At 41.5% G+C, this 20,941-nt stretch carries 10 protein-coding genes and 1 tRNA gene; 6 read left to right on the forward strand and 5 right to left on the reverse strand.

Going from position 1 to position 20,941, the window contains the following annotated elements:
- The first annotated feature begins 571 nt into the window (after positions 1-571).
- Positions 572-645: transfer RNA gene (locus ACFE6N_RS15285), tRNA-Met, on the forward strand.
- Between the two features lie 373 nt (positions 646-1,018).
- Here the strand turns inward: ACFE6N_RS15285 and ACFE6N_RS15290 are convergent.
- Entirely contained in the window at positions 1,019-2,614 is a 1,596-nt protein-coding gene (locus tag ACFE6N_RS15290; RefSeq protein ID WP_378937805.1) for a response regulator, read from the reverse strand.
- 158 nt (positions 2,615-2,772) lie between these two features.
- Here ACFE6N_RS15290 and ACFE6N_RS15295 point away from each other — a divergent pair, with 158 nt between their 5' ends.
- Positions 2,773-3,144, forward strand: a complete 372-nt coding sequence (locus ACFE6N_RS15295; RefSeq protein ID WP_378937807.1) for an Hpt domain-containing protein — start codon at positions 2,773-2,775, stop codon at positions 3,142-3,144.
- Positions 3,145-3,291: 147 nt separating this feature from the next.
- On the opposite strand, the gene ACFE6N_RS15300 is transcribed toward ACFE6N_RS15295, so the two are convergent.
- A complete protein-coding gene (locus tag ACFE6N_RS15300) occupies positions 3,292-4,899 on the reverse strand; it encodes a DUF6377 domain-containing protein (RefSeq protein ID WP_378937809.1) in 1,608 nt (535 codons plus the stop codon).
- 292 nt (positions 4,900-5,191) lie between these two features.
- On the opposite strand from ACFE6N_RS15300, the gene ACFE6N_RS15305 reads away from it, so the two are divergent.
- The 4 genes from ACFE6N_RS15305 to ACFE6N_RS15320 all read left to right on the forward strand — a co-directional run bounded on the left by ACFE6N_RS15305 (position 5,192) and on the right by ACFE6N_RS15320 (position 12,519).
- The gene (locus ACFE6N_RS15305) at positions 5,192-6,298 is read left to right on the forward strand and encodes a family 43 glycosylhydrolase (protein ID WP_378937812.1); all 1,107 of its coding nucleotides are present in this window, start codon (positions 5,192-5,194) and stop codon (positions 6,296-6,298) included.
- A 190-nt stretch (positions 6,299-6,488) separates the two neighbouring features.
- Complete coding sequence (locus tag ACFE6N_RS15310) at positions 6,489-9,647, forward strand: SusC/RagA family TonB-linked outer membrane protein (RefSeq protein ID WP_378937814.1); 3,159 nt, start codon at positions 6,489-6,491, stop codon at positions 9,645-9,647.
- A gap of 4 nt (positions 9,648-9,651) precedes the next feature.
- The gene (locus ACFE6N_RS15315; RefSeq protein WP_378937816.1) at positions 9,652-11,505 is read left to right on the forward strand and encodes a RagB/SusD family nutrient uptake outer membrane protein; all 1,854 of its coding nucleotides are present in this window, start codon (positions 9,652-9,654) and stop codon (positions 11,503-11,505) included.
- Between the two features lie 336 nt (positions 11,506-11,841).
- Entirely contained in the window at positions 11,842-12,519 is a 678-nt protein-coding gene (locus ACFE6N_RS15320) for a DUF4397 domain-containing protein (RefSeq protein WP_378937819.1), read from the forward strand.
- Positions 12,520-12,642: 123 nt separating this feature from the next.
- Here ACFE6N_RS15320 and ACFE6N_RS15325 read toward each other — a convergent pair whose 3' ends face one another.
- The 3 genes from ACFE6N_RS15325 to ACFE6N_RS15335 all read right to left on the reverse strand — a co-directional run bounded on the left by ACFE6N_RS15325 (position 12,643) and on the right by ACFE6N_RS15335 (position 20,689).
- Entirely contained in the window at positions 12,643-13,761 is a 1,119-nt protein-coding gene (locus tag ACFE6N_RS15325) for a Gfo/Idh/MocA family protein (protein WP_378937821.1), read from the reverse strand.
- Positions 13,762-15,131: 1,370 nt separating this feature from the next.
- Positions 15,132-16,301 carry an efflux RND transporter periplasmic adaptor subunit gene (locus ACFE6N_RS15330; protein WP_378937824.1) on the reverse strand — a complete coding sequence of 390 codons (1,170 nt, stop codon included), beginning with the start codon at positions 16,299-16,301 and terminating at the stop codon, positions 15,132-15,134.
- A gap of 11 nt (positions 16,302-16,312) precedes the next feature.
- Entirely contained in the window at positions 16,313-20,689 is a 4,377-nt protein-coding gene (locus ACFE6N_RS15335) for a CusA/CzcA family heavy metal efflux RND transporter (protein ID WP_378937826.1), read from the reverse strand.
- Positions 20,690-20,941: the final 252 nt, after the last annotated feature.

Raw genomic sequence — 20,941 nt, forward strand, 5'->3', positions numbered from 1 at the left:
TCAGTAATAAGACTTTTTACTGTAAACTTATTCCAGTATAGGACAGGTTATTTGGCTTTAGTGGGAATTTACCCATTCTTTACCTGTTGTTCGAGACAGGTTAACCCCATGTTTACCCTTTCGTTACCTATTGGTTACCCTTTGCTTACCTATTGGTTACCTATTCTTTACCTATCGTTTACCTATTGCTTACCTATTGCTTACCTAAAAGGTAAACAATAGGTCAATAACTGGCACAGGGTGGGTTAAGCAGAAGTTGGCTTGGTCATTTCAAAGACTCACAATCACTGAAACCATTTATAACATTTAGATACACCATTCTTAAGCACGAGAAATTTTTAAGCTGACAGCAATAAACATATACGCGACACAGTATTATATTGTAAAAACTAGCTTCCTATCAGCGCCAAAGTGAACATTAAAACCCTCAAAAAGCAATCAATTTTATTGAATACCAATCTCTTAAAGTATTTTTCACATTTATTTTTAATTGAATGTATATTTATCCTATATTTGCAACTCTTAAAAATAACCACATCAATATTTACATTTATCGGTAAATATGAAGCCCGGCGGGGTAGCTCAGATGGTTAGAGCGCAGGATTCATAACCCTGAGGTCGGCAGTTCGATCCTGCTCCCCGCTACTAATTAAAAGCTCATCGAAAGATGGGCTTTTTTGTTTAGATCTATTTATAATTTAATTGGCTTTTACCACCGCGAGACGCTAAGAGTAGATGGGCCAAAATATTCGTCACATGGCAAAAAGTGATTCAAGGATTGCTGATTAATCTGAATATCTACACATCCGAAGCATTGGTCACAAAGTCAAATTTATAATAGCACTTTCTCCGACATAACATATCGTAAAAAGCTTTCAAGATCAACGCTTATTAAAGCTGGGTATTAAACTGAAATTAAATCTTAAGGCTCAATCAATTCGAACAAGACTAAGGACAGAAGCTTGACAACCCAATTGAGCAGGAGATGGAATATATTGGCTATAAATTTATTAAAATGCTATAAGTGATCCTTATTTAGCAGCTTATACAGTTGTGAATATAAGGTTTCTGGTTCGATCGGCTTCTGGATATAGGCATCTATCCCAACATGGTCCCCAGCTATCTTGTCTTCATCCTTGATAAATGCAGAGAATGCCATAACAGGGATATACTTATTGTGTTCAGATAATTCGTTTCTGATTTTTCGTGTAGTCTCTACACCGTTCATCACGGGCATATTGATATCCATCAGTATCACGTCATACTGTTTTGATTTAGCTTTAATATAAGCATCCAGTCCATTTTCAGCCTCATCAACCTGGATATTCCATTCTGATAATATCTGTTTAGTCACGAACCGGTTAATTTCGTCATCATCAGCAAGTAACAAGGAAATATTGCTGAAAGATTTTAAAAACCGCTCTTTACTTTCAGCTAATTTAGCTACTTCAACTTTGTTATTCACTTTGTACCAGTTCGTAAAGGTAAAAGTTGTACCCACTCCAACGCTGCTTTCCACATTCAGGGTGCCTCCTTTAAGTTCAACCAGTTTTTTAACAATTGGCAAGCCTAAACCAGTAGAGCCGAATTTATCAGCCATGGGGCATTCCAGCCGCTCATACCGGTTAAAGATCTGACCAATTAATTCATTAGGAATACCTATTCCGGTGTCAGAAACAGAAAAGTTCAATAATATCTGCGATTCTCTGACTTCGGAGATGGTAACCTTCACATTTACACCACCGTATTCAGTAAATTTAATCGCATTATTGACCAGGTTAATTAAAATCTGGTTGAGCCTTAAGGTATCTGCCATCACAACTTCTGGTATGTTTTTATCAACAGAACATGATAAAACAAGATTTTTGCTTTCTGCCAGGGGCCGGGTCAGCTCACATATATCATTAACCAGTCTGCTCAAATCGGTTTCTACTTTATTCAGTTTCACTTTCCCGGCATCAATTTTTGATATATCCAAAATGTCGTTCACTAACTGAAGCAGAAGCTTAGAGGAATAAGTCAACATTCCCAAAAGTTTAGCTTGGTCAGCATCTAACCTGGTGGTTTCCAAAATGTGTATCAGCCCCAAAATAGCGTTTAATGGTGTCCGTATTTCGTGGCTCATATTGGCCAGGAAGTTTTCTTTTGCCAGTTTACTCTTTTCTGCAATAGAAACCATCTCCAACAGTTCTTTCTTATACTGTTCCAGCTGATGATTTTTATTATTGATTTCCCGCTGTTGAAGGATTAGCTTGGTAATGGAATCTACTTTTGCCACGGTGACATGTAAATCAAGAGGCTTAAAGAGATAATCAACAGCCCCAAGCGTTAAACCCTTCACCACATCGTTGGTATCCATGGAGTAACCTGTAATCAAAATCACCATTACCCCGCGTGTTAATGGGTTATTCTTTATAGACTCGAGTAGTTCATACCCCGATAGTTCTGGCATATTCACATCTATCAATGCAATATCAATAGAATGATCGATACACATTTGCAAACCTTGTTTTGGAGATGTAGTAACGTAGCATACAATATCGTCTCGTTTTAGCGCAGTTGCCAGGATCTTAACATTATTAAAATGGTCGTCTACTATCAGGATATTTATCATTCGAAAGCATATTAAGCTTTTTAAACAATCTTTTTGTTACATTGTTTCAGATAAGTTACACATCTTACTATAACAGATTCACCCTACATCGTATATATTTAATTCAAAATATAAATAGTACAGAATGAGAATATTTAACCCTAAGATCAGCTTCGGATATGTGTGATTCAAACAATGTCGATAAACCATTAAACCTTTCCTATCTTGAAAAAATTTCAGGAAGCAATACGAAGTTTATCATTACCACAATTGATCTTTTCAATTCGCATATACCAAAGCTAATGGAGGAAATAGAGGATGCAATTGCATTACAAAACTGGGATAAAATTGCGTTTCTCGTACATAAAATGAAGACTTCATTTGGCTACCTGGGTAGAGAAGATATTATTGAAGACCTTTTAGAAATAGAACAATTTGCGCTTAATAAGGTAGGTGTGGCAAATATAATATTCTGCTTCGGACACGTAAAAGCATCCATCAATAAACTGAGCGCACAATTGATTCATTACAAGAACCAACTCGCAAATTAATGCTTAAGCAGGAAAATAAATAAGTTGGCAAGTAACTAAGAAGCTTATATAGAGTAGCTCATTTGTACTGTAAACACAGGAAATATAAGTTGATATCCCGCCATTGTGAATCTATGTTGGAAAATGTATTTGCAGTTTATTATATCATTAGCGGTCATCTGTAAATTTAATTTCCATTATCTTTTGCTCAAACTGTTCCGGAGCAACCAAAGCTTTTGCTTTCATACGGGCCTTATAGGTATAAACGGTATTTACGGTATAATCCAATATACGTGCAATGGTTTCCGTATCGCTAACTCCCAGGCGGATCAATGCAAAAATACGAAGTGAGGCAGTGAGCATTTCACCCTCTTTTAGCTCAATCTGCTCATCAGGCCTTAAAAGTGCATTAAACGAGGAAACAAAGTTGGGGAAAAGGGTTAAAAAAACCCTATCCAGTGTATTAAACAATTGATATTTCTCTTTCTGTATATGAACATTTCCCAGCACCTGGGTTGCATCCTGATATTTCCCTAATTTAATATTGTGCTGAGCTTTGCGTTTAACTTTATCAAGCGTTTCGATATAAGATGAGCAGGTTTTAAAAAACAGGCCAATGAGTTCTTCCTTGATCCGGGACGATTCCCAGAGTTTGCTGTTCACGTCTTCAAGTTCTGTATTCTTTTCCGTAATGATCAGATCGTTTTTTTTGATATGAATCACCTGTTTCCGGAAAAGTACCAACTGGAACAGCAAAACCACCGCCACCAACACGAAAATCACAATTCCAATCCAGAGCATTTCCTTCTCATGCTGCTTTTCTTCTATCAGTCGGCTTGCGATTAAGGGCAATACCGATTCGATTTGTGCCGCCCTGTTTCTGGTTCCATAAAAAGCAGCATTGCCGAGCGCCTCCTGCATACAGATATAAGCATCATCATTCCGGTTCATTTTAAAAAGCTCCTGTCCCAGTAAAAATATGGCAAACGTTTCTTTAGTAGCTGACCGGATATCGTTGATTGCCGCAAGGGTAAGCAACATCAGCTTATCATCACCTGTGTAGGCATGGCTAATTCTGGTAGCGACTATGGCAATCTGATGCTCTGATAAACCATGAGTAAGTAGATATCGGTAATAAAACGCTGCGTCTGGTTTTTTATCCTGCTCAGCCGGGGGCAGAAAAGCAAGGCTAATGGTTTTTTCAAGTTCACCAGGATTGATCAAAGTCCCCGCCTTTTTGAATGCTGCCTGGGCGGCTTTGCGGTAGCCCACAGCATAATATGCGTCATTGTCGTAAGCGCCGATTTCATCGAAAAGCATACCACGTAAATTAAGGTAGTCGTAACGTAACCTGCCCGGGAGGCCAGCCGTGTCGATCTCTGCAATTGTTTCGAAAGCCTCCTTGTAAAAGCCCGACTTCACCAAAACCGTAGCCAGTCCCATCTGGCTTTGAATGAGGTAATGCTTATCACTTAACTTTTTTGAAAGGTCAATCAATTTATTACCGTTGGTAATTGCAGAATCAAAACGAAAAGAACTGTACTCATTGAACAATCCTGACAATAATTTGTAACGATCAAGATAATCCTTAGCAGGAACAGTTGCGAGCTGCGTACGCAACCTTTCAATTTTTTGTTCTTTCTGCCGGATATAATTATTTTCTGCGGAGAGTTCCCTTCTCAGTAATTTCCATAAACTGTCCACTTTCGATGTTTGCGCACTAACTGCCAGAACATGGACCAGCAATATGATTGTTACAAAAATTTTCTTTATCATTAATATTTCGGATGGCGGCCAGCCTGTTACATAAACATACAGCAAATTCTGATCTATGCTGATATGGCATTACAATATTAGGGTTTAAAATTAAAATGACAGCATTCTGTTACCTGAAACGGGCTGAAAAAAGTTTTGATTTTCAAGCGACAACACAAACACAAAATTCTGTTTTACAGGCATTTAAAAATTACACAATCTTGATTTGAAGTAGATCAGCCTCTGGATCGGAATGATACCGTTTTTCGATCGCTACTTTTGGTCAACCAAATAACCAACTATTCCAAGCTTTATGAGGAACAAATTTCTTATTTTGATGACTGCGGGACTTCCCCTATTATCCACAGCCTGTCAGAAAAGTTCTCAGGGAGATACGACGATCAACACCGAACAAGGTGCCCTTGTAAAATACTTCCAAAACCCATTGGTAAATGGCGATCATGCCGATCCTTTTGTTGCCCAAAAAGATGGAAACTATTATTTTCTGTCTACCAAAGGTAACCGCGTGGCCATAGCCAAAACGAAAGCGATGTCGCAACTGGCCAATGCCATTGAAACAACGGTTTGGACACCACCTGAAAATACCGATCACTCAGCTGACCTTTGGGCCCCGGAACTGCATTTCTTAGCGGGAAAATGGTATATCTATGTTGCCGCGGCACAAAAGGGGGTAGATGACAGTAACCGCATGTTTGTATTGGAAAATGAAAACGCAGACCCAACCCAGGGAATGTGGAATTTTAAAGGCAAAATCGCCGATTCAGGAAATGATCAATGGGCGATAGATGGTTCTGTTGCTACCATAGGCAATAAAAACTATTTCGTGTGGTCAGGCTGGGAAAATCCTACCGAAAAATATAAACAATATATTTACCTCGCCCCCATGTCGAACCCCTGGACGATCAGCGGGCCACGAATCAAGATATCATCACCAACAAATGACTGGGAAAAATGGGAGCCCACTTTTCTTGGTGCAGGTGTAAACGAAGGGCCGATTATGCTGCAACGCGATGCCAACAGCCCCGTATTTATTATCTTCTCTGCCAGCCGTTACAGTAGTGATAATTACTGTTTAGCACAGATTCAGTTGAAGACCGGCAGCGACCCTGTAATAGCAGAAAACTGGATCAACAAAAAACAGGTATTTGTGAAGAGCGATAAAAATTCAGTTTATGGCCCCGGACACAACGGTTTTTTTACCAGTAGCTTCACCGATCAGAACGGTGTGGTGAAATCTGAAAATTGGTTTATCTACCACGCCCGCAGCACACCAAATAACCCGGGTCAGGCCAGAACCACAAGAATGCAACAGCTTAGCTGGAAAGCAGATGGATCACCTGATTTTGGAACCGCCATTAGTACCGGGATTAACCTTCCCTGCCCTATTAACGAACAATAAGCCAATTAACGAGCAATTAGCACTGTGCCATTAAACATGGCAAGATGGCCTGCCTATAACTTTTTTTATTAACCCGCTATTTAGATAAACGATTTACAAACCCCAAAAATGCTTCTACTGTACAGGAGTATGATCGCATGAACCATGCTAATTCAGATCATTTAATTAAGCAAATCCTTTTAAACCAGTTATGAGAAAACTTTTACATTACAACAAAGCAGGAACTGCTGCCAGGACCATTAGTCTGGCTAAGCTGTTTATTATTTTCATTTTATTCCTTTGTTCCTCAGCCTACGCAAATGCCAGGTCTGATAGCGGGAAAAAAAACGATCCCGCGATGTTTTCAGCAAACACCATGTTGAAAGATATTGAGGTCCGCGGAAGTGTAACCGACACCAGCGGAGTTGGTTTGCCCGGTGTAGTGGTCAGCGTAAAAGGCCGCAACGGTTATGGTGTAGTAACCGACGTTAATGGCGGCTACATGATCAAAGTTCCGGAAGATGCAACCCTGATATTCAGTATGGTAGGTTTTATAAAGCAGGAGGTGGCAGTTGGATCGAGGGAATTTATTGCGGTCAGGCTACGCCAGAACCAGGCCATGTTAGAAGATGTGGTAGTAGTGGGCTATGGTACACAACAGAAGAACAATGTTACCGGCGCCCTTACTTCGGTTACCTCAAAGGAACTATTACGAACGCCAACCGCCAGTTTAACCAACAGTCTTGCAGGGCGTTTACCGGGACTGTTAACTATACAAAGCAGCGGCGAACCCGGAGCCGATGGGTCAGCACTTTACATCCGTGGATTTGGCACTTATCAGGGCAAAAGCCCGTTGGTACTGGTTGATGGTATAGAGAACAGCATTGATGGTATTGATGCTAATGATGTAGAAACCGTGAGCGTTTTGAAAGATGCAGCGGCTACGGCTGTTTATGGGATGAAAGGCGCTAATGGCGTTGTGCTGGTAACTACAAAAAGAGGGAAGACGGGGAAACCGCTAATCTCACTCACCGCACAGACTTCACAACAGCGCCCTTTCAATATGCCAGAATACCTCGATTCATTCGATGCACTCAGCTTATTCAGGGAAGCACTGAATAATGATGGGCTCAATGCCAACCTTTACACGGATGCATACCTCAATAAATTCCGCGACCGCAGTAATCCTACTTATCAGTACCTCTATCCAAATGTTAACTGGACAGAAGAATTGATTAAACCTTCATCAATGATGAGCCAGGCCAATCTAAATGTTAACGGCGGATCCTCAACAGCCAGGTATTTTGTATCGATGGCTTACCTGAAACAGGATGGGTTATACAAATATGACGATTTGAATGCTTACAATATCAATGCGGTGATGAACAAGTATAACTTCAGGAGCAATATTGATATTGATCTTTTGCCTACACTGAAGCTTGAGCTGAATCTTTCAGACATTGTCCGCGATAGAAACTATCCAACTGAAACCGCAGGCGCATTCTGGTCTGAGATACGCAATACACCTGCATACATCTATCCTTTAAAAAACCCTAATGGTTCAGTATCCGGACAAAAAGACTCTCCGGCCAACCCTTACGGCCGTTTAACGCAATTCGGATACGGGCGTTTTTTCGAAAATACATTAAGTTCCATTATCGGATTTACATTAAAACTGCCTTTTGTTACTGAAGGATTGAGCTTTAGAACACGGTTTGCTTACGATGCTCAGAACTTTAGGAACATTACCCGCCAACGGAATTATTCTACCTATCGTTTTATCACTAACGAAAATGAAACGGACCTAAGCAAAGGACGTTACGAAGAACTGACCACTGGCGATGGTTTGCTCGGCTTTAATATTGCGGCCAATGGCAGCCGCAAATCGACCTTTGAAAGTTATCTGAACTACGACCGGACGTTTGCCCAAAAACATGTTGTTTCGGGTATGCTGCGTTATAACCAGTCACAGAGTTTTCTGGCCACCGCCACTGCTGATGGCGCCATTGCCGCGCTGCCTTACAAACAGCTGGGCCTGGTAGGCAGGATCAATTATTCATTTGACAGGCGTTATGTACTGGAATTCGATGCCGGTTATAACGGTTCTGAGAACTTTATGAAGGGACGGCGTATGGGCTTTTTCCCTGCCGCATCTGCTGGTTGGATCCTATCTAATGAAAACTTCCTGAAAGATTCTAAGCTGGTGAGCCTGTTAAAATTAAGAGGTTCTTATGGTATTGTTGGCGTAGATAACAGTGTTGGCCGTTTTGCCTATTTAAGCACCTGGCAAACCGGAAACGGAAGCGGCTACCGATTTGGCCTGGCAGCCGATGGAGATGGTTATTCAGGTGCCCAGGAAAGTGCCACTGGAAATTCATTCTTAACCTGGGAACAGTCAAAGAAAACCAATATTGGCTTGGATTTCGAACTATTTAAAGGGCAGATCGCTTTTACGGGTGACGTTTTTACCGAAAGGCGCTCACAGATCCTGACCACAGCAGCCATCATTCCAAATGTAACAGGTGTTCAAAATCTACCGGCCATAAATGCAGGTATTGTTGATAACAAGGGTTTTGAAGGAGAACTTACCTTCCGCAAACGTTTTGGTAATCATAACCTGATGCTCCGGGGTTCTTATTCGTATGCCACAAACCGCATACAGTATGCTGCTGAACCAGTATATGCATTGCCTTACCGCGGATTGAAAGGCACACAGATTAATGAAGCTTATGGCTTAACTGCAATTGGCCTGTTTAAGGATGCGGCAGATATTGCTGCAAGCCCGACTCAGCAATTCGGTGCCGTGCGTCCTGGTGATATCAAATATCTTGACCGTAACGGGGATGGTGTGATTAACAGTCAGGACGAAGGTTACCTTGGTCAGGTAACCACCCCTAAATCGATTCTGGGTTTAACCCTATCCTATACTTACAAAAACTTTGACCTTAATGTTCTTTTTCAGGGTTCCGGCGGGGGAAAAGTTTGGCTAACTGGCACTTCTGCATGGGCTTTCTCAAATAACAGCTCAGTATTGGCAGACTATATGGATAACCGCTGGACAACGCAGAATCCTGATCCAAATGCCAAATGGCCAAGATTATCATCATCTAATAATGTAAACAACAATCAGAATTCAACATTTTGGCTAAGATCATCTAACTATGTGCGGCTTAAAAATGTGGAGGTGGGTTACACGCTTCCTAAAAACTGGGTTAAAAAAATCGGTCTGACCAATATCAGGGCTTTTGCCACCGGATCAAATATTTTTACCTGGTCTGAGATGAAGATTTTCGATCCGGAGCGCACCAATGGCTTTGGAGACTACCCTCAAATGCGTGTAATCAACTTAGGAATAAATGCTTCAATGTAACCCCATGAAAAATATAACCAAGCTGCTGTTGGCAGCACTATTGATCAGTAGCACATCCTGTAAAAAATATCTGGATGTTGTTCCTGCAGAATATTCAAGTGAGAATGATGTTTATAACAACATCAACCTGACAGAGCAGGCCCTGGCGCGCCTGTACAATGCCCTCCCCAATGAGTTAACCTCTCCTCTAACGGCTGCAACTGACGAAACTTACCATCATTGGTTCGACAATGGAGAGGCGGTAGATGCTTACAAATATAATCTTGGCGCCTGGAGTACCAATGATAATCCATACGGAAACTGGTCGGGGAAATATCAGGATATCCGCAGGGCAAACATATTTATCAAGCGCATAGATGCTGTTCCGGTACCGCTCGACCGGGAAAGTTATTATGCGATCTGGAAACCCCGTTATAAAGCCGAGGCACGTTTTCTTCGCGCCCAGTTTTACTTTGAACTTTTTAAACGCTACGGAGCCGTTCCGCTGATTACGAGTGCTAATGATGTGGATCCTCAAAACCTGGAAGATACGCAGGTATCACGCAATTCGGTGGATGAGGTAGTTAATTTCATTACCTCAGAATGTGACGAAATTGCGAATGTGCTACCCCTTGTGCAGGAAGCCGCACAAACCGGCCGCATTACCAGGGGCGCAGCGCTGGCATTAAGAGCCCGCACCCTGTTATATGCCGCAAGTCCACTATTTAATGGTAACCCTCTTTACGCCAATGTGCAAAATAAAGATGGTAAAGTTCTTTTTAACCGCAGCTATGATAAAGAGAAGTGGAAAAGAGCTGCTGACGCCGCGAAAGCAGTTATTGACCTGGGTATTTACAAATTGTACAGTCCTTTCCCTGATAACCCTGTTCAGAATTATGCTGCACAATTTTATACCCGTGATTACACCGAGACTATTCTGCAGCGGATCCTTGGCAACTCAACAGATATTGATGGTAACTATCTGCCAAACGGCGCTCCCTTTAAAGGAAACGGGAAACTAACGCCCTTACAGCAATTTGTTGACGCTTATGAGATGAAAAATGGTTACCCGATAAACCAAACCGGTTCTGGCTATACTACAAGCGGCGTCTGGAACGGACAGTTATGGGATGGCTTGAAATTTCAAACGGTAAATAATATATCGAACATGTATAAAGATCGCGACCCGCGGTTCTATGCCAGTATATTTTTCCAGTACGACGTATGGAGGTTCGATGCAACCAAACGCCCGGTACGACTGGCCTGGTATGGTGCGGGCAACGGAATAACCGATGGTTGGGCTACTGGTAAACCGGGTACTAACCCATGGGGTTATAATGTACGGAAGTTTTTATCGCCTAGTTACGACAGAAATGCGAATTCAGGTACCGGAACGCGAAATTTCCCGCTTTTCCGCCTGGCTGAAATTTACCTGAATTATGCAGAAGCCATGAATGAATACCTGGATGCGCCAGACCCATCCGTTTATCAATACCTCAATCTGGTTCGGAACCGGGTGGCCATGCCAAACTTACCGATCCTGGCAGCTGACAATACTAAAGCGGGTATGCGAAACCGTATCCAAAATGAGCGAAGGGTGGAACTGGCATTTGAAAGCCACCGGTTCTGGGATGTAAGACGATGGCTGATCGCCAAAACGGTTGATAATGTACCAGCGCTGGGACTAAATGCACGTCCTTCGGCAGCTGAACTCAGCAGTACAGGGCTGGATGTATCAAGCGAAGCAGCGGGAGTAGCTGTATTTTATAAGACTGTTGTTTTACAAAACCGCGTTTTTGCAGATAAGCACTACCTTATGCCCATACCACAGGCAGAAATTGACAAAGATCCTAACCTGGTACAAAACTATGGCTGGTAAGCCTACAAAACCAAAACGGATACTCATTAGCAGATGAATTCAACGCCTCTGGATTTGAAAATAATCCGGAGGCGTTTATGCTATTTGTTCAGGTACAAATCCTGATATGCGTCATTTGAAAATACCCAATCGGCAAAGTATTTTTGTAAAGATTTTTTTCGCTGCATGATGTACCAAATGTGTTACAAATGAACTGTTTTATATACATTTTTTTGACAAAAGTATTTTCTTAAAATAATAGAAAAATAAATATAAAACGTTGAAAAACAGTTTTTTAACCATTAAAATCCGGGCGTTGGCATTTTTTTGGGATGGTGCAATAAAAAATTGAATGTCATGAAACTTAAAACTAAATCTTTGATCACACGTTTTGCGGTAGCCGCAACGGTGGTGCTTTCGATTTCATCCTGCAAGAAAGATAACAACAACGATCTGAGTGCTAACGCCAGAATATCTTTCGTGAATTCTGTAGAAGGATCTGCTGCGCAGGATGCTTATATTAATGATGTTAAGGTAAGTGCATCGGCTATAGCCTATTCCAATACTGCAACGGACATCTCTACCACGACAGGCAGTAAAACCATTGCCTTTAAAAACTCGGGGTCAGCAACAGTAACCGCATCTGCAAATGTAAATGCAAGTGAAAATTCTTCGCAAACTGCTTTTTTAGTAAAACAAGCTGATGGTACAATGGCCATTAATACCTATACCAATGATGATAATACCGTGAGTGGCAAAGCGAAAGTTCGTTTTATCAATGTGGCGCCGATGTTAAGCAGTACCATTAATGTGACAACATCTACCGGTACCAGTATTCTTTCGGCTTTAGCTTTTAAAGCAGCTTCAGCTTATCAAACGATTGATGCCAATACCAGCTTAAACGTTAACATGTCTGGTTCACTGGAAACCACAACCATAGCAGGTTCAGAGTTACAAGCCGGAAAAATATATACCATCTGGTTTGATAGCTCAACAAGTACCAAAGCTAAATACCATATCATTGTTCAGAAATAAAAAAAGCGGCTCGGACCGCTTTTTTTATGATGTATAGTTAATTTAAAAACCAGTCTTAGCGCTTATCATGTCTATTACTGGCAAAATCATCAATGAACTCCATTACCCATTTAAAGCCGTTGCTTAAACCGTTAACCTGATCTTTTTCCCTGTTTTTACGGCTTCATAAATGGCATCAATAATTTGAAGGTCTTTTAAGCCTTCCTCTCCATCTGCAGGAACTACCGGTCTCTTATCCTCAAAAATAATGCTTGCCATCTCATCCATCTGTACCGTTTGATGCGTGGTTATCGGCTGCGTAAGTTCGCCCCGATGGGTTCTGCCTTTGATTGGACCATAACCGGTAGAAGGTTGCATTTCTGCAAATCCCTTATCGCCACTCATAAAAAATCTGTCCAGGTGGTTGATGTTATAACTGGATAAGCAGGACGCCACTGCTCCGCCGGGAAAACCCAGCTGAAATTGAATCGTTTCATCTACACCTTCTTTAAACTTTACCGGATCGGTTTTGGTTTCCTGGGCTGTTACCCAAATCGGCTCTTCGCCAACCATATACCTTGCCCCATTAATCGCATAAATCCCAATATCCATCATGGATCCGCCGCCTGCCAGCGCTTTATTTAATCGCCACTGCGTGGGGTCGCCTATTTTAAAGCCACATTGCCCCTGGAAAAACATGATCTTTCCAAAGTCGCCCGCGTTTCTCATTTGGATCACTTCCAGCGTACGGGACTCAAAATGCATTCGATAACCAACCAGTAACTTCACGTTTGCCTTTTTACAGGCATTAACCATCTCTTGACCTTCTTTGGCATTTAATGCCATCGGCTTTTCGCATATCGCGTGTTTTCCGGCTTTTGCTATACGAATAACCTGACCATGGTGCAGGGCATTTGGCGTAGTTACATAAATGGCATCTATATCCGGATTATTTTTCACCTCATCTAAGTTCTGGTAGTGATAACAATTCTTTTCCGGAATGTTGTACTTGGCTTGCCAATCTTTAATTTTTGAAGGCGTACCACTAATTACACCTACCAGTTTAGCCTTGGTACAGGCTTTCATCGCCTCTGCTACCCGGGTACCATATCCACCCAAACCCATAATGGCTACCCGGAGTACCCTACCATCATAAGGTTGCTTGATTTCTTCGGGAGCATCAGCAAATGCTGATATGGAACTTAATTGCAACATCAATGCTGATGCACCCATTTTTTGTAGAAAGTTTCTTCTGGTATTCATATTTATCCTGTGGCTATGTAACTTATCTGGCAAAGTATCAACCCATATATCCATCTGAAATATCCAAGCTTAAAGGATTGATTTACTTTATGATAGGTAACACTAAAAGGTTACTTTTAGTTTTAAGGATATGGTTTAAGGATGCTTTGCCCTTAACTCATACTACCCTTGGCTATCGGCAGATATACAATTCCTCTACCTCGAACGAAACTCGCTTGGTGGACATTGATACTTATCGCAAAAGCTTTTGGTAAAATTAGCCAGGTCGTTAAAGCCGTTATTATAAGCAATGTCTTTAATTCTTTAGTTTGAAATAAGCAATTCCGCAGCCTTTTCGAGTCGTTTGGTTTTGATATAATGAGCAGGCGTACTATTGTAATGCCTGTAAATTCGCATTTAAAAGAAGAAATTCAGCTGCGCAAATGTAAAATACCACTACCTCGAATGAAACTCAATCGGTGTACATTGAATTTTTAAATTGCTGGACTTTGCTATGTAGTCACATTTTAGGTCTTAGCGAGACGCTAAGACCAGATTGGTGATAAAGAAATTAAAACTACCAACAAAGAATTATTAAAAATCGCCTATAATATTAGGTCAAGATATATACATGATGACCTTATGAAAAAGGAGGCGAATCATTTTGTCTCCATAAGTAAAGCCCTAGATATTCTAACCAGAAAAGTAATTTTAAAAGTTATTCAAAATCCTGATCTTTTTACACGTCCAGAAACTAAAGGAAATAAAAAAAGGTTTTTTGATGATTTAAAAAAACTTTACTAACTATGAGCACTATCAATCTGCATCTATTTTATCATAACCCCACCTCTCCGTAGAGTTAAGTAAAGCGTCTACGGAATATTAATAGTATTGAGTCTCCATTCTCAACTACAAACAAACCACTAAAAATAATAGACTTAATAATTAAGGCTGTTTTTTAGCTTTCGATTAATTTAACTCCTCATTTTTTAGCTTTTTGCAACTTATTGATTTCTGGTAAACCTATTAGTTCTTACCATTCTATATCCCAACCATCTGGTCTATCTTCAATATCCAGAATATCTAATCCATTTATTAAAGAAAAAGTGGCTCGTCGGGAAAGTTGTTTATTCTTAATAAAACAATTTGATTTTCTTGTTTGACGTAGAAAAATCGTTCATTAAATGGATGCTTTTTCCAAGACTATATTTGATTTCAATAGAATTTTAGTGTCCATACTTGTTATAGTTGACAACACATCCCATCTCTCCGTAGAGTTAAGCAAAGCGACTCTACGGAGCAGGAATAGTGTTGAGTCTCCAGACTCAACTAAGCCAAAATTTATTCAACATAAAACATCTTAATAAAAAAAGCATTTTTTTGGTTTCAATTTAATGTTCCTCTTCCTCTTCGGTATTTTTTACCTTACTTAACAAATCATAAGCGCCCTTGACCACTACTTTCGCATTATCAATCTGTTCTGCAAAAGAAATTTGGGTATAACCATTTTCGGCGACACCTGTTTTTACTTCCATCATCCTGTAGCGATAAGTTTTATTACTTCTGCTAGGTGGCTGTTCGATAAAGACGAACTTTTTACCTTCAAATTCAACAATTGCCGCATCGGGTAATGCTTCAACCTTGCTCACGCCGCTTTCTACATAGGCTTTAAGATACATGCCCGGAAGCAATTGCGTATCTTCCTGATCCAGGTGACAGTGGATTTGTACGGTACGCTCTTTGCTAATTTCCCTACCAATGAGGTAAACCGTGGCCATACGTTCTTTTTCTTCGTTAGCGAGTACAAAGCGAACCTTCTGTCCCAGTTTAAGCTTGGGTACATCTTTTTCAAACACGGTAAGTTCAGCATGCAGGTGTTCGGTATCGGCAATTTTAAACATCACATCGGTTGTACTCACAAAGGCACCTATATTGGTATTAACCTGCGTAACATAGCCCGCAATTGGGGTATATAAATTAAAGGTTTTTTGAATCTGTCCTTTCTCCAATGCCGAAAAACTAATATCCATCAGGGAGAGTTTTGACCGTTGCCCCAGCAACCTTGCACTCACACTTTGGTATTCGCTTCTTGCTTTCTGCAATGCTTTTTTAGAATTTACATTTTCCTTTGCCAATTCTTCCTGGCGGTCTAACTCCTCTTTCAGGAACTGTAGCTGGCTTTTATAATCCAGGTAATCCTGTTGCATCTGAATAAATTCCGGATTTTGCATAACCGCTACGAGCGCCCCTTTGGCTACGCGTTTTCCCTGCAACATATTGGTGCTTTTCAAAATTCCTTCCAGCGGTGTAGATATTGATACCAGGCTTTGTGGAGGGAGGTCGAGCATGCCGTTTACTTTTGTTGTTCCACTTAATTCTTTCAGCTCAATTTCGCCAAGGGTAATTTCGGATAGCTTTTGCTGTTCCGGGGTAAGCGTTACAATATCGCTCTTTTCATGAACTGTTTCTTTTTCAGGTTCTTTTTCTGCGCTTTGACGACTACAGCCAGCCAAATAAAACGGAAAGGACGCCAGGATAAGAAATTTATATATGGATCTCATGATATTTATGTTTAAAATGATTGGTGGTTACCGGTTAAAAATTCAATTTGATTGATGCTCTGGCTTAACTGGAGCAAGGCCATCAGCCGGCCTTCGTAAATACCATTTGCCTGTTTAAGGTTTATCAGGTATTCCGAATAGCCTATTTCTCCGTTTTGATAAGCAATGCGGCTGTTTTTTAATATTAAGGCAGCATTGGCTAAGGCTGAAGTGACAAAATAGTCGTAACGTTTCCTGTTTTTCAGGTATTCGCTTAAAGCCTGTTGATATTGGCCCGTCAATTTTCGTTGCTGAAGTTCCAGATCGTTCGAGGCAATATTTTTATTAATTGATGCGGCCTTTGCCTTTACGGCATAAGCTCTATAAAATAAAGGAACGGAAAGGCCTATCTGAAAGCCCTGAAAACGTTTGTCGCGACCAAAGAAAACATCATTTCCATCAACTTTATGAAAACCGGTTAGCGATTGGTTGAAATAACCAAGTGTAAAGTCGGGTAACGCTTTTGCCAATTCTACTTTGCGTTGCTTTTCGGCGATTACAACCTGCTGTCTGAAATAGGCTATGGCAGGATTTTCATGTAGAAGCGCGGTGTCTCCGATAAAAATTTCGGGTGTTTCTGTTAAAAACCTGTCGGCAATTGAGGGTAGACTACCCCCACCAAGAAGCGTAGCAAGCTGCGCTTTATAAATTTCAATATCAGATCCATTTTGGTCGAGCAGGCTCTGTACGTCCTTAAGCTGTGTTTCCGCAGCAACCTTTTCAAGCAGATTACCCTCACCTGTTTTATACTTGAGCGACGCCGATTTTAAAAAACCCTTATAAATGCTATCCTGCTCATACAGTAGTTTCTCCTTTGAATACAGATACTGAAGATTGGTATAAACCGTTTTCACCTGAAATACAAGTTCGTTTTTACTGGAAGCCACCCGAAGCTGGCCTGCTTTGATCCGTTCATTACCCAACGCTGCACTTGCCGCGAAAAGCGTTGGAAAAGGAATGGTCTGAGAAACGGTAATGTTGTTATCGTTTTTAACCAGGCTATTGTATTGGCCGTAAAGCATGGATATTTCCGTTTTAGGCAGTTCGAAAGTGCCTTTTCTAAGTGTCTGTTGCAAGGCTACATCAAGGTTAGCCCCGTTTATTATCCGGTTGTTTTCCAGCGCTGCAGATACGACCTGTTTAAGGGTTAACACCGTTTGCGCCTTAGCAGGCGGCAATCCAAAAAACACAATAAATACGACAATAATGCCTGCTATCGGTGATATTTTTACTTTGTTACTGCCCATTTTTTCAATCCAGATATAAAGCACCGGAAGTACCAAAAGGGTTAGCAGTGTTGCAGAGATTAGTCCGCCGATAACAACCGTAGCTAGCGGTCGCTGCACTTCAGCACCGCTTCCGCCAGAGATGGCCATTGGAAGAAAACCCAGAGAGGCTACAAGGGCCGTCATAATAACCGGGCGCAGCCTAACCGAGGTTCCTTTTCTGATAATTTCCTGTATATCTTTCATTCCTTCTTTTTTTAATCTGTTAAATTCACTGATAAGTACAATGCCATTAAGTACCGCAACACCAAATAGCGCTATAAAGCCTATGCCTGCAGAGATACTAAAGGGCATACCACGTGCCCAAAGGGCAAATACACCACCAATAGCCGATAAAGGGATGGCAGTAAAAATTAAAAGTGCATGTTTAATGGATGAAAAAGTAAGATAAAGCAACAGTAAGATGAGCAATAAGGCCAGCGGCACGGCAACACTTAATCTTTTATTGGCTGCCTGCAGGTTCTCGAACGTACCGCCAAAGGTGGGGTAATATCCTGGTGAAAACTTAACTTCTGCATCAACCTTTTGCTGAATTTCCTTTACGATACTTTCTACATCCCTTCCCCGCACATTAAAACCTACGGTAATCCGTCGCTTTGCATCATCGCGCTGAATCTGGTTAGGTCCTTCCTTATACTGGATATCGGCCAGTTGTTCCAGCGGAATCTGGTTGCCATTAGGTGCTGTAACAAACAGATTTTTCACGTCATCAAGCGACTGCCTGTTTTCTTTTTCGAGGCGGACAACCATATCGAACCGTTTTTCGCCTTCAAATACCAAACCAGCCACTTCTCCCGCAAATCCCGAACGGATAGCCGTATTCACATCTTCAATATTCAATCCGAACTGTGCAATCTTTTCTCTATGAAATTTGATGATCACCTGTGGAAGTCCCGAAGCCTGTTCCACATAAATATCCTGTGCCCCTTTTATTTTCCCGGCTATAGCACCAACCTGCGCTGCGTAGGTACTGAGCTTGGAAAAATCTTCTCCGTAAATTTTGATTACCACATCTTGCCTTGCGCCAGTCATAAGTTCATTAAAACGCATTTGTATAGGCTGTTGGAAACCGAAAGTAACTCCCGGGATATACTGTTCGAGCTTGCTTTGCATTTTTTCTGCCAGTTCATCTCTCGTTGAAGCAGTTGTCCAATCGCGCTTATCTTTGAGGATAATAATCAGGTCACAGGCTTCTACCGGCATCGGGTCGGTAGGAATTTCGCTGGAGCCAATCTTTCCGATAACCTCCTTTACCTCCGGAAAATTTGCCTTTAATACTTTCGCTGCACGCGTAGAGGCTTCAATGGTTTGCGAAAGGCTGCTTCCGGTAAGCACCCTGGTTTCTACGGCAAAATCGCCCTCTTCCAATGTAGGAATAAATTCGGCCCCCAGGTAATTGAAAATGACCAGACCAAGCACAAATAGTCCAACTGCAATGCCCACAACTGCCACTTTTGCCCGCAATGCAAAGTTGAGCATCGGCGTATATACGCGTTGAAAAAAAGACATGATGCGGTCTGAAATATTTCGTTTGGTATTGATGGTTTTACTTAGAAAAAGTGCACTCATCATCGGTACATAAGTTAACGATAAGATAAAAGCACCTAAAATAGCAAAGGCTACTGTTTGTGCCATTGGCCTGAACATTTTACCTTCTATGCCTACCAGAGCCAAAATCGGGAGATAAACAATCAGGATAATGATTTCGCCAAAAGCGGCACTGTTACGGATTTTGGAAGCAGATTCAAAAATTTCTGTGTCCATTTCCTGCTGGCTTAACTTGTTTTTGTTTTGGCGAAGCCCAAGATGATGAAGTGAGGCTTCTACAATAATAACCGCGCCATCTACAATGAGTCCAAAGTCTATCGCACCCAGGCTCATCAGGTTTCCACTGACGCCAAAAAGGTTCATCAAACAGATGGCAAAAAGCATGGCAAGCGGAATCACCGAAGCCACAATCAATCCGGCGCGGAAATTCCCTAAAAGCAGTACCAATACAAAAATTACAATTAATGCACCTTCTGCCAGGTTTTTGGTTACTGTGCCAATGGCACTGTTTACCAATTTGGTACGATCAAGGAATGGCTCAATGACAACCCCCTCCGGAAGATTTTTGGCTATCTGATCCATCCGGGTTTTTACGTTTTTGATAACCTTTGATGAGTTGGCGCCCTTTAACATCATCACTACCGCGCCTACTACCTCACCCTGATCGTTCCTGGTCATGGCACCATATCTGGTGGCCGCTCCGATCCTCACTTCAGCTACATTTCTGATCAGCACAGGGGTACTGTTTTCATTTGTCCTTACCACAATATTCTCAATATCGTCTATACTGTTGATCAGTCCCTCGCTACGGATAAAATAGGCATTAGGCTTTTTATCAATGTATGATCCGCCGGTATTCTGGTTGTTTTTCTCAAGCGCCTTAAAAATGTCGCTAATGGAGATATTCATACTTCTGAGTTTATCCGGATTAATGGCAATCTCGTACTGCTTAAGGTAGCCGCCAAAGCTGCTCACATCTGCTATACCCTCCACACCCAAAAGCTGGCGGCGAACAATCCAGTCTTGAATGGTGCGAAGCTCGGTGGCATCGTATTTCTTTTCATATCCTTTTTTAGGGTGGATAACATATTGGTAAATCTCTCCAAGCCCGGTAGTTAAAGGTGCAATTTCTGGTGTGCCGATCCCCTTTGGAATAGCTCTTTCTACTTCAGTAAGCCTTTCGCTCACTTGCTGACGGGCCCAGTAAATTTCTATATTTTCTTTGAACACGACCGTTACAACTGAAAGACCGAACCGGCTAAAGGAACGGACTTCTTCTATTCCAGGAATAGTGGCCATGGTCTGCTCTACCGGATAGGTTACAAAACGCTCGATATCTTCTGCGCCATTGCTTGGAGACGAAGTAATAATCTGGACCTGGTTATTGGTAATATCCGGAAGCGCATCTATAGGAAGTTGCCTCAGGGAGTAGATTCCCCAGGCAATGAGCGCCAGCATCAAAATTCCCACCAGCAGTTTTTGCCTGATGGAGAACTGTATTATTCTGTTCAACATGGTTGTTTAAATCAAAAATCAATAAATAGCAGGGCATTATTGCGCTGTGTAGCACAAAATATGCAGGTAAAGAACTGTCTTTTCACGGACAGCAATAAGATAAATTGATTAAACGAGTTTAGGCGGTTGCCAGATATCGATGGGTTGCTTCTTCAATGCTGAGCATTTGAAAATTGGGTATGGTTTCCGGAATGCAGGAATGATAAGGTTGGTAGGCTTATCTGAAGGAAAGTGCTGACCGACCGAGCAGCA

Source organism: Pedobacter sp. BG31, assembly GCF_042464845.1.
Taxonomy (GTDB): Bacteria; Bacteroidota; Bacteroidia; order Sphingobacteriales; family Sphingobacteriaceae; genus Pedobacter; species Pedobacter suwonensis.

Coding starts and splice junctions, on each gene's coding strand:
- ACFE6N_RS15300 (WP_378937809.1), bottom strand. CDS start 4,899: ATGATAAAGAAAATTTTTGTAACAATCATATTGCTGGTCCATGTTCTG.
- ACFE6N_RS15325 (WP_378937821.1), bottom strand. CDS start 13,761: ATGAATACCAGAAGAAACTTTCTACAAAAAATGGGTGCATCAGCATTG.
- ACFE6N_RS15330 (WP_378937824.1), bottom strand. CDS start 16,301: ATGAGATCCATATATAAATTTCTTATCCTGGCGTCCTTTCCGTTTTAT.
- ACFE6N_RS15320 (WP_378937819.1), top strand. CDS start 11,842: ATGAAACTTAAAACTAAATCTTTGATCACACGTTTTGCGGTAGCCGCA.
- ACFE6N_RS15335 (WP_378937826.1), bottom strand. CDS start 20,689: ATGTTGAACAGAATAATACAGTTCTCCATCAGGCAAAAACTGCTGGTG.
- ACFE6N_RS15295 (WP_378937807.1), top strand. CDS start 2,773: ATGTGTGATTCAAACAATGTCGATAAACCATTAAACCTTTCCTATCTT.
- ACFE6N_RS15310 (WP_378937814.1), top strand. CDS start 6,489: ATGAGAAAACTTTTACATTACAACAAAGCAGGAACTGCTGCCAGGACC.
- ACFE6N_RS15315 (WP_378937816.1), top strand. CDS start 9,652: ATGAAAAATATAACCAAGCTGCTGTTGGCAGCACTATTGATCAGTAGC.
- ACFE6N_RS15305 (WP_378937812.1), top strand. CDS start 5,192: ATGAGGAACAAATTTCTTATTTTGATGACTGCGGGACTTCCCCTATTA.
- ACFE6N_RS15290 (WP_378937805.1), bottom strand. CDS start 2,614: ATGATAAATATCCTGATAGTAGACGACCATTTTAATAATGTTAAGATC.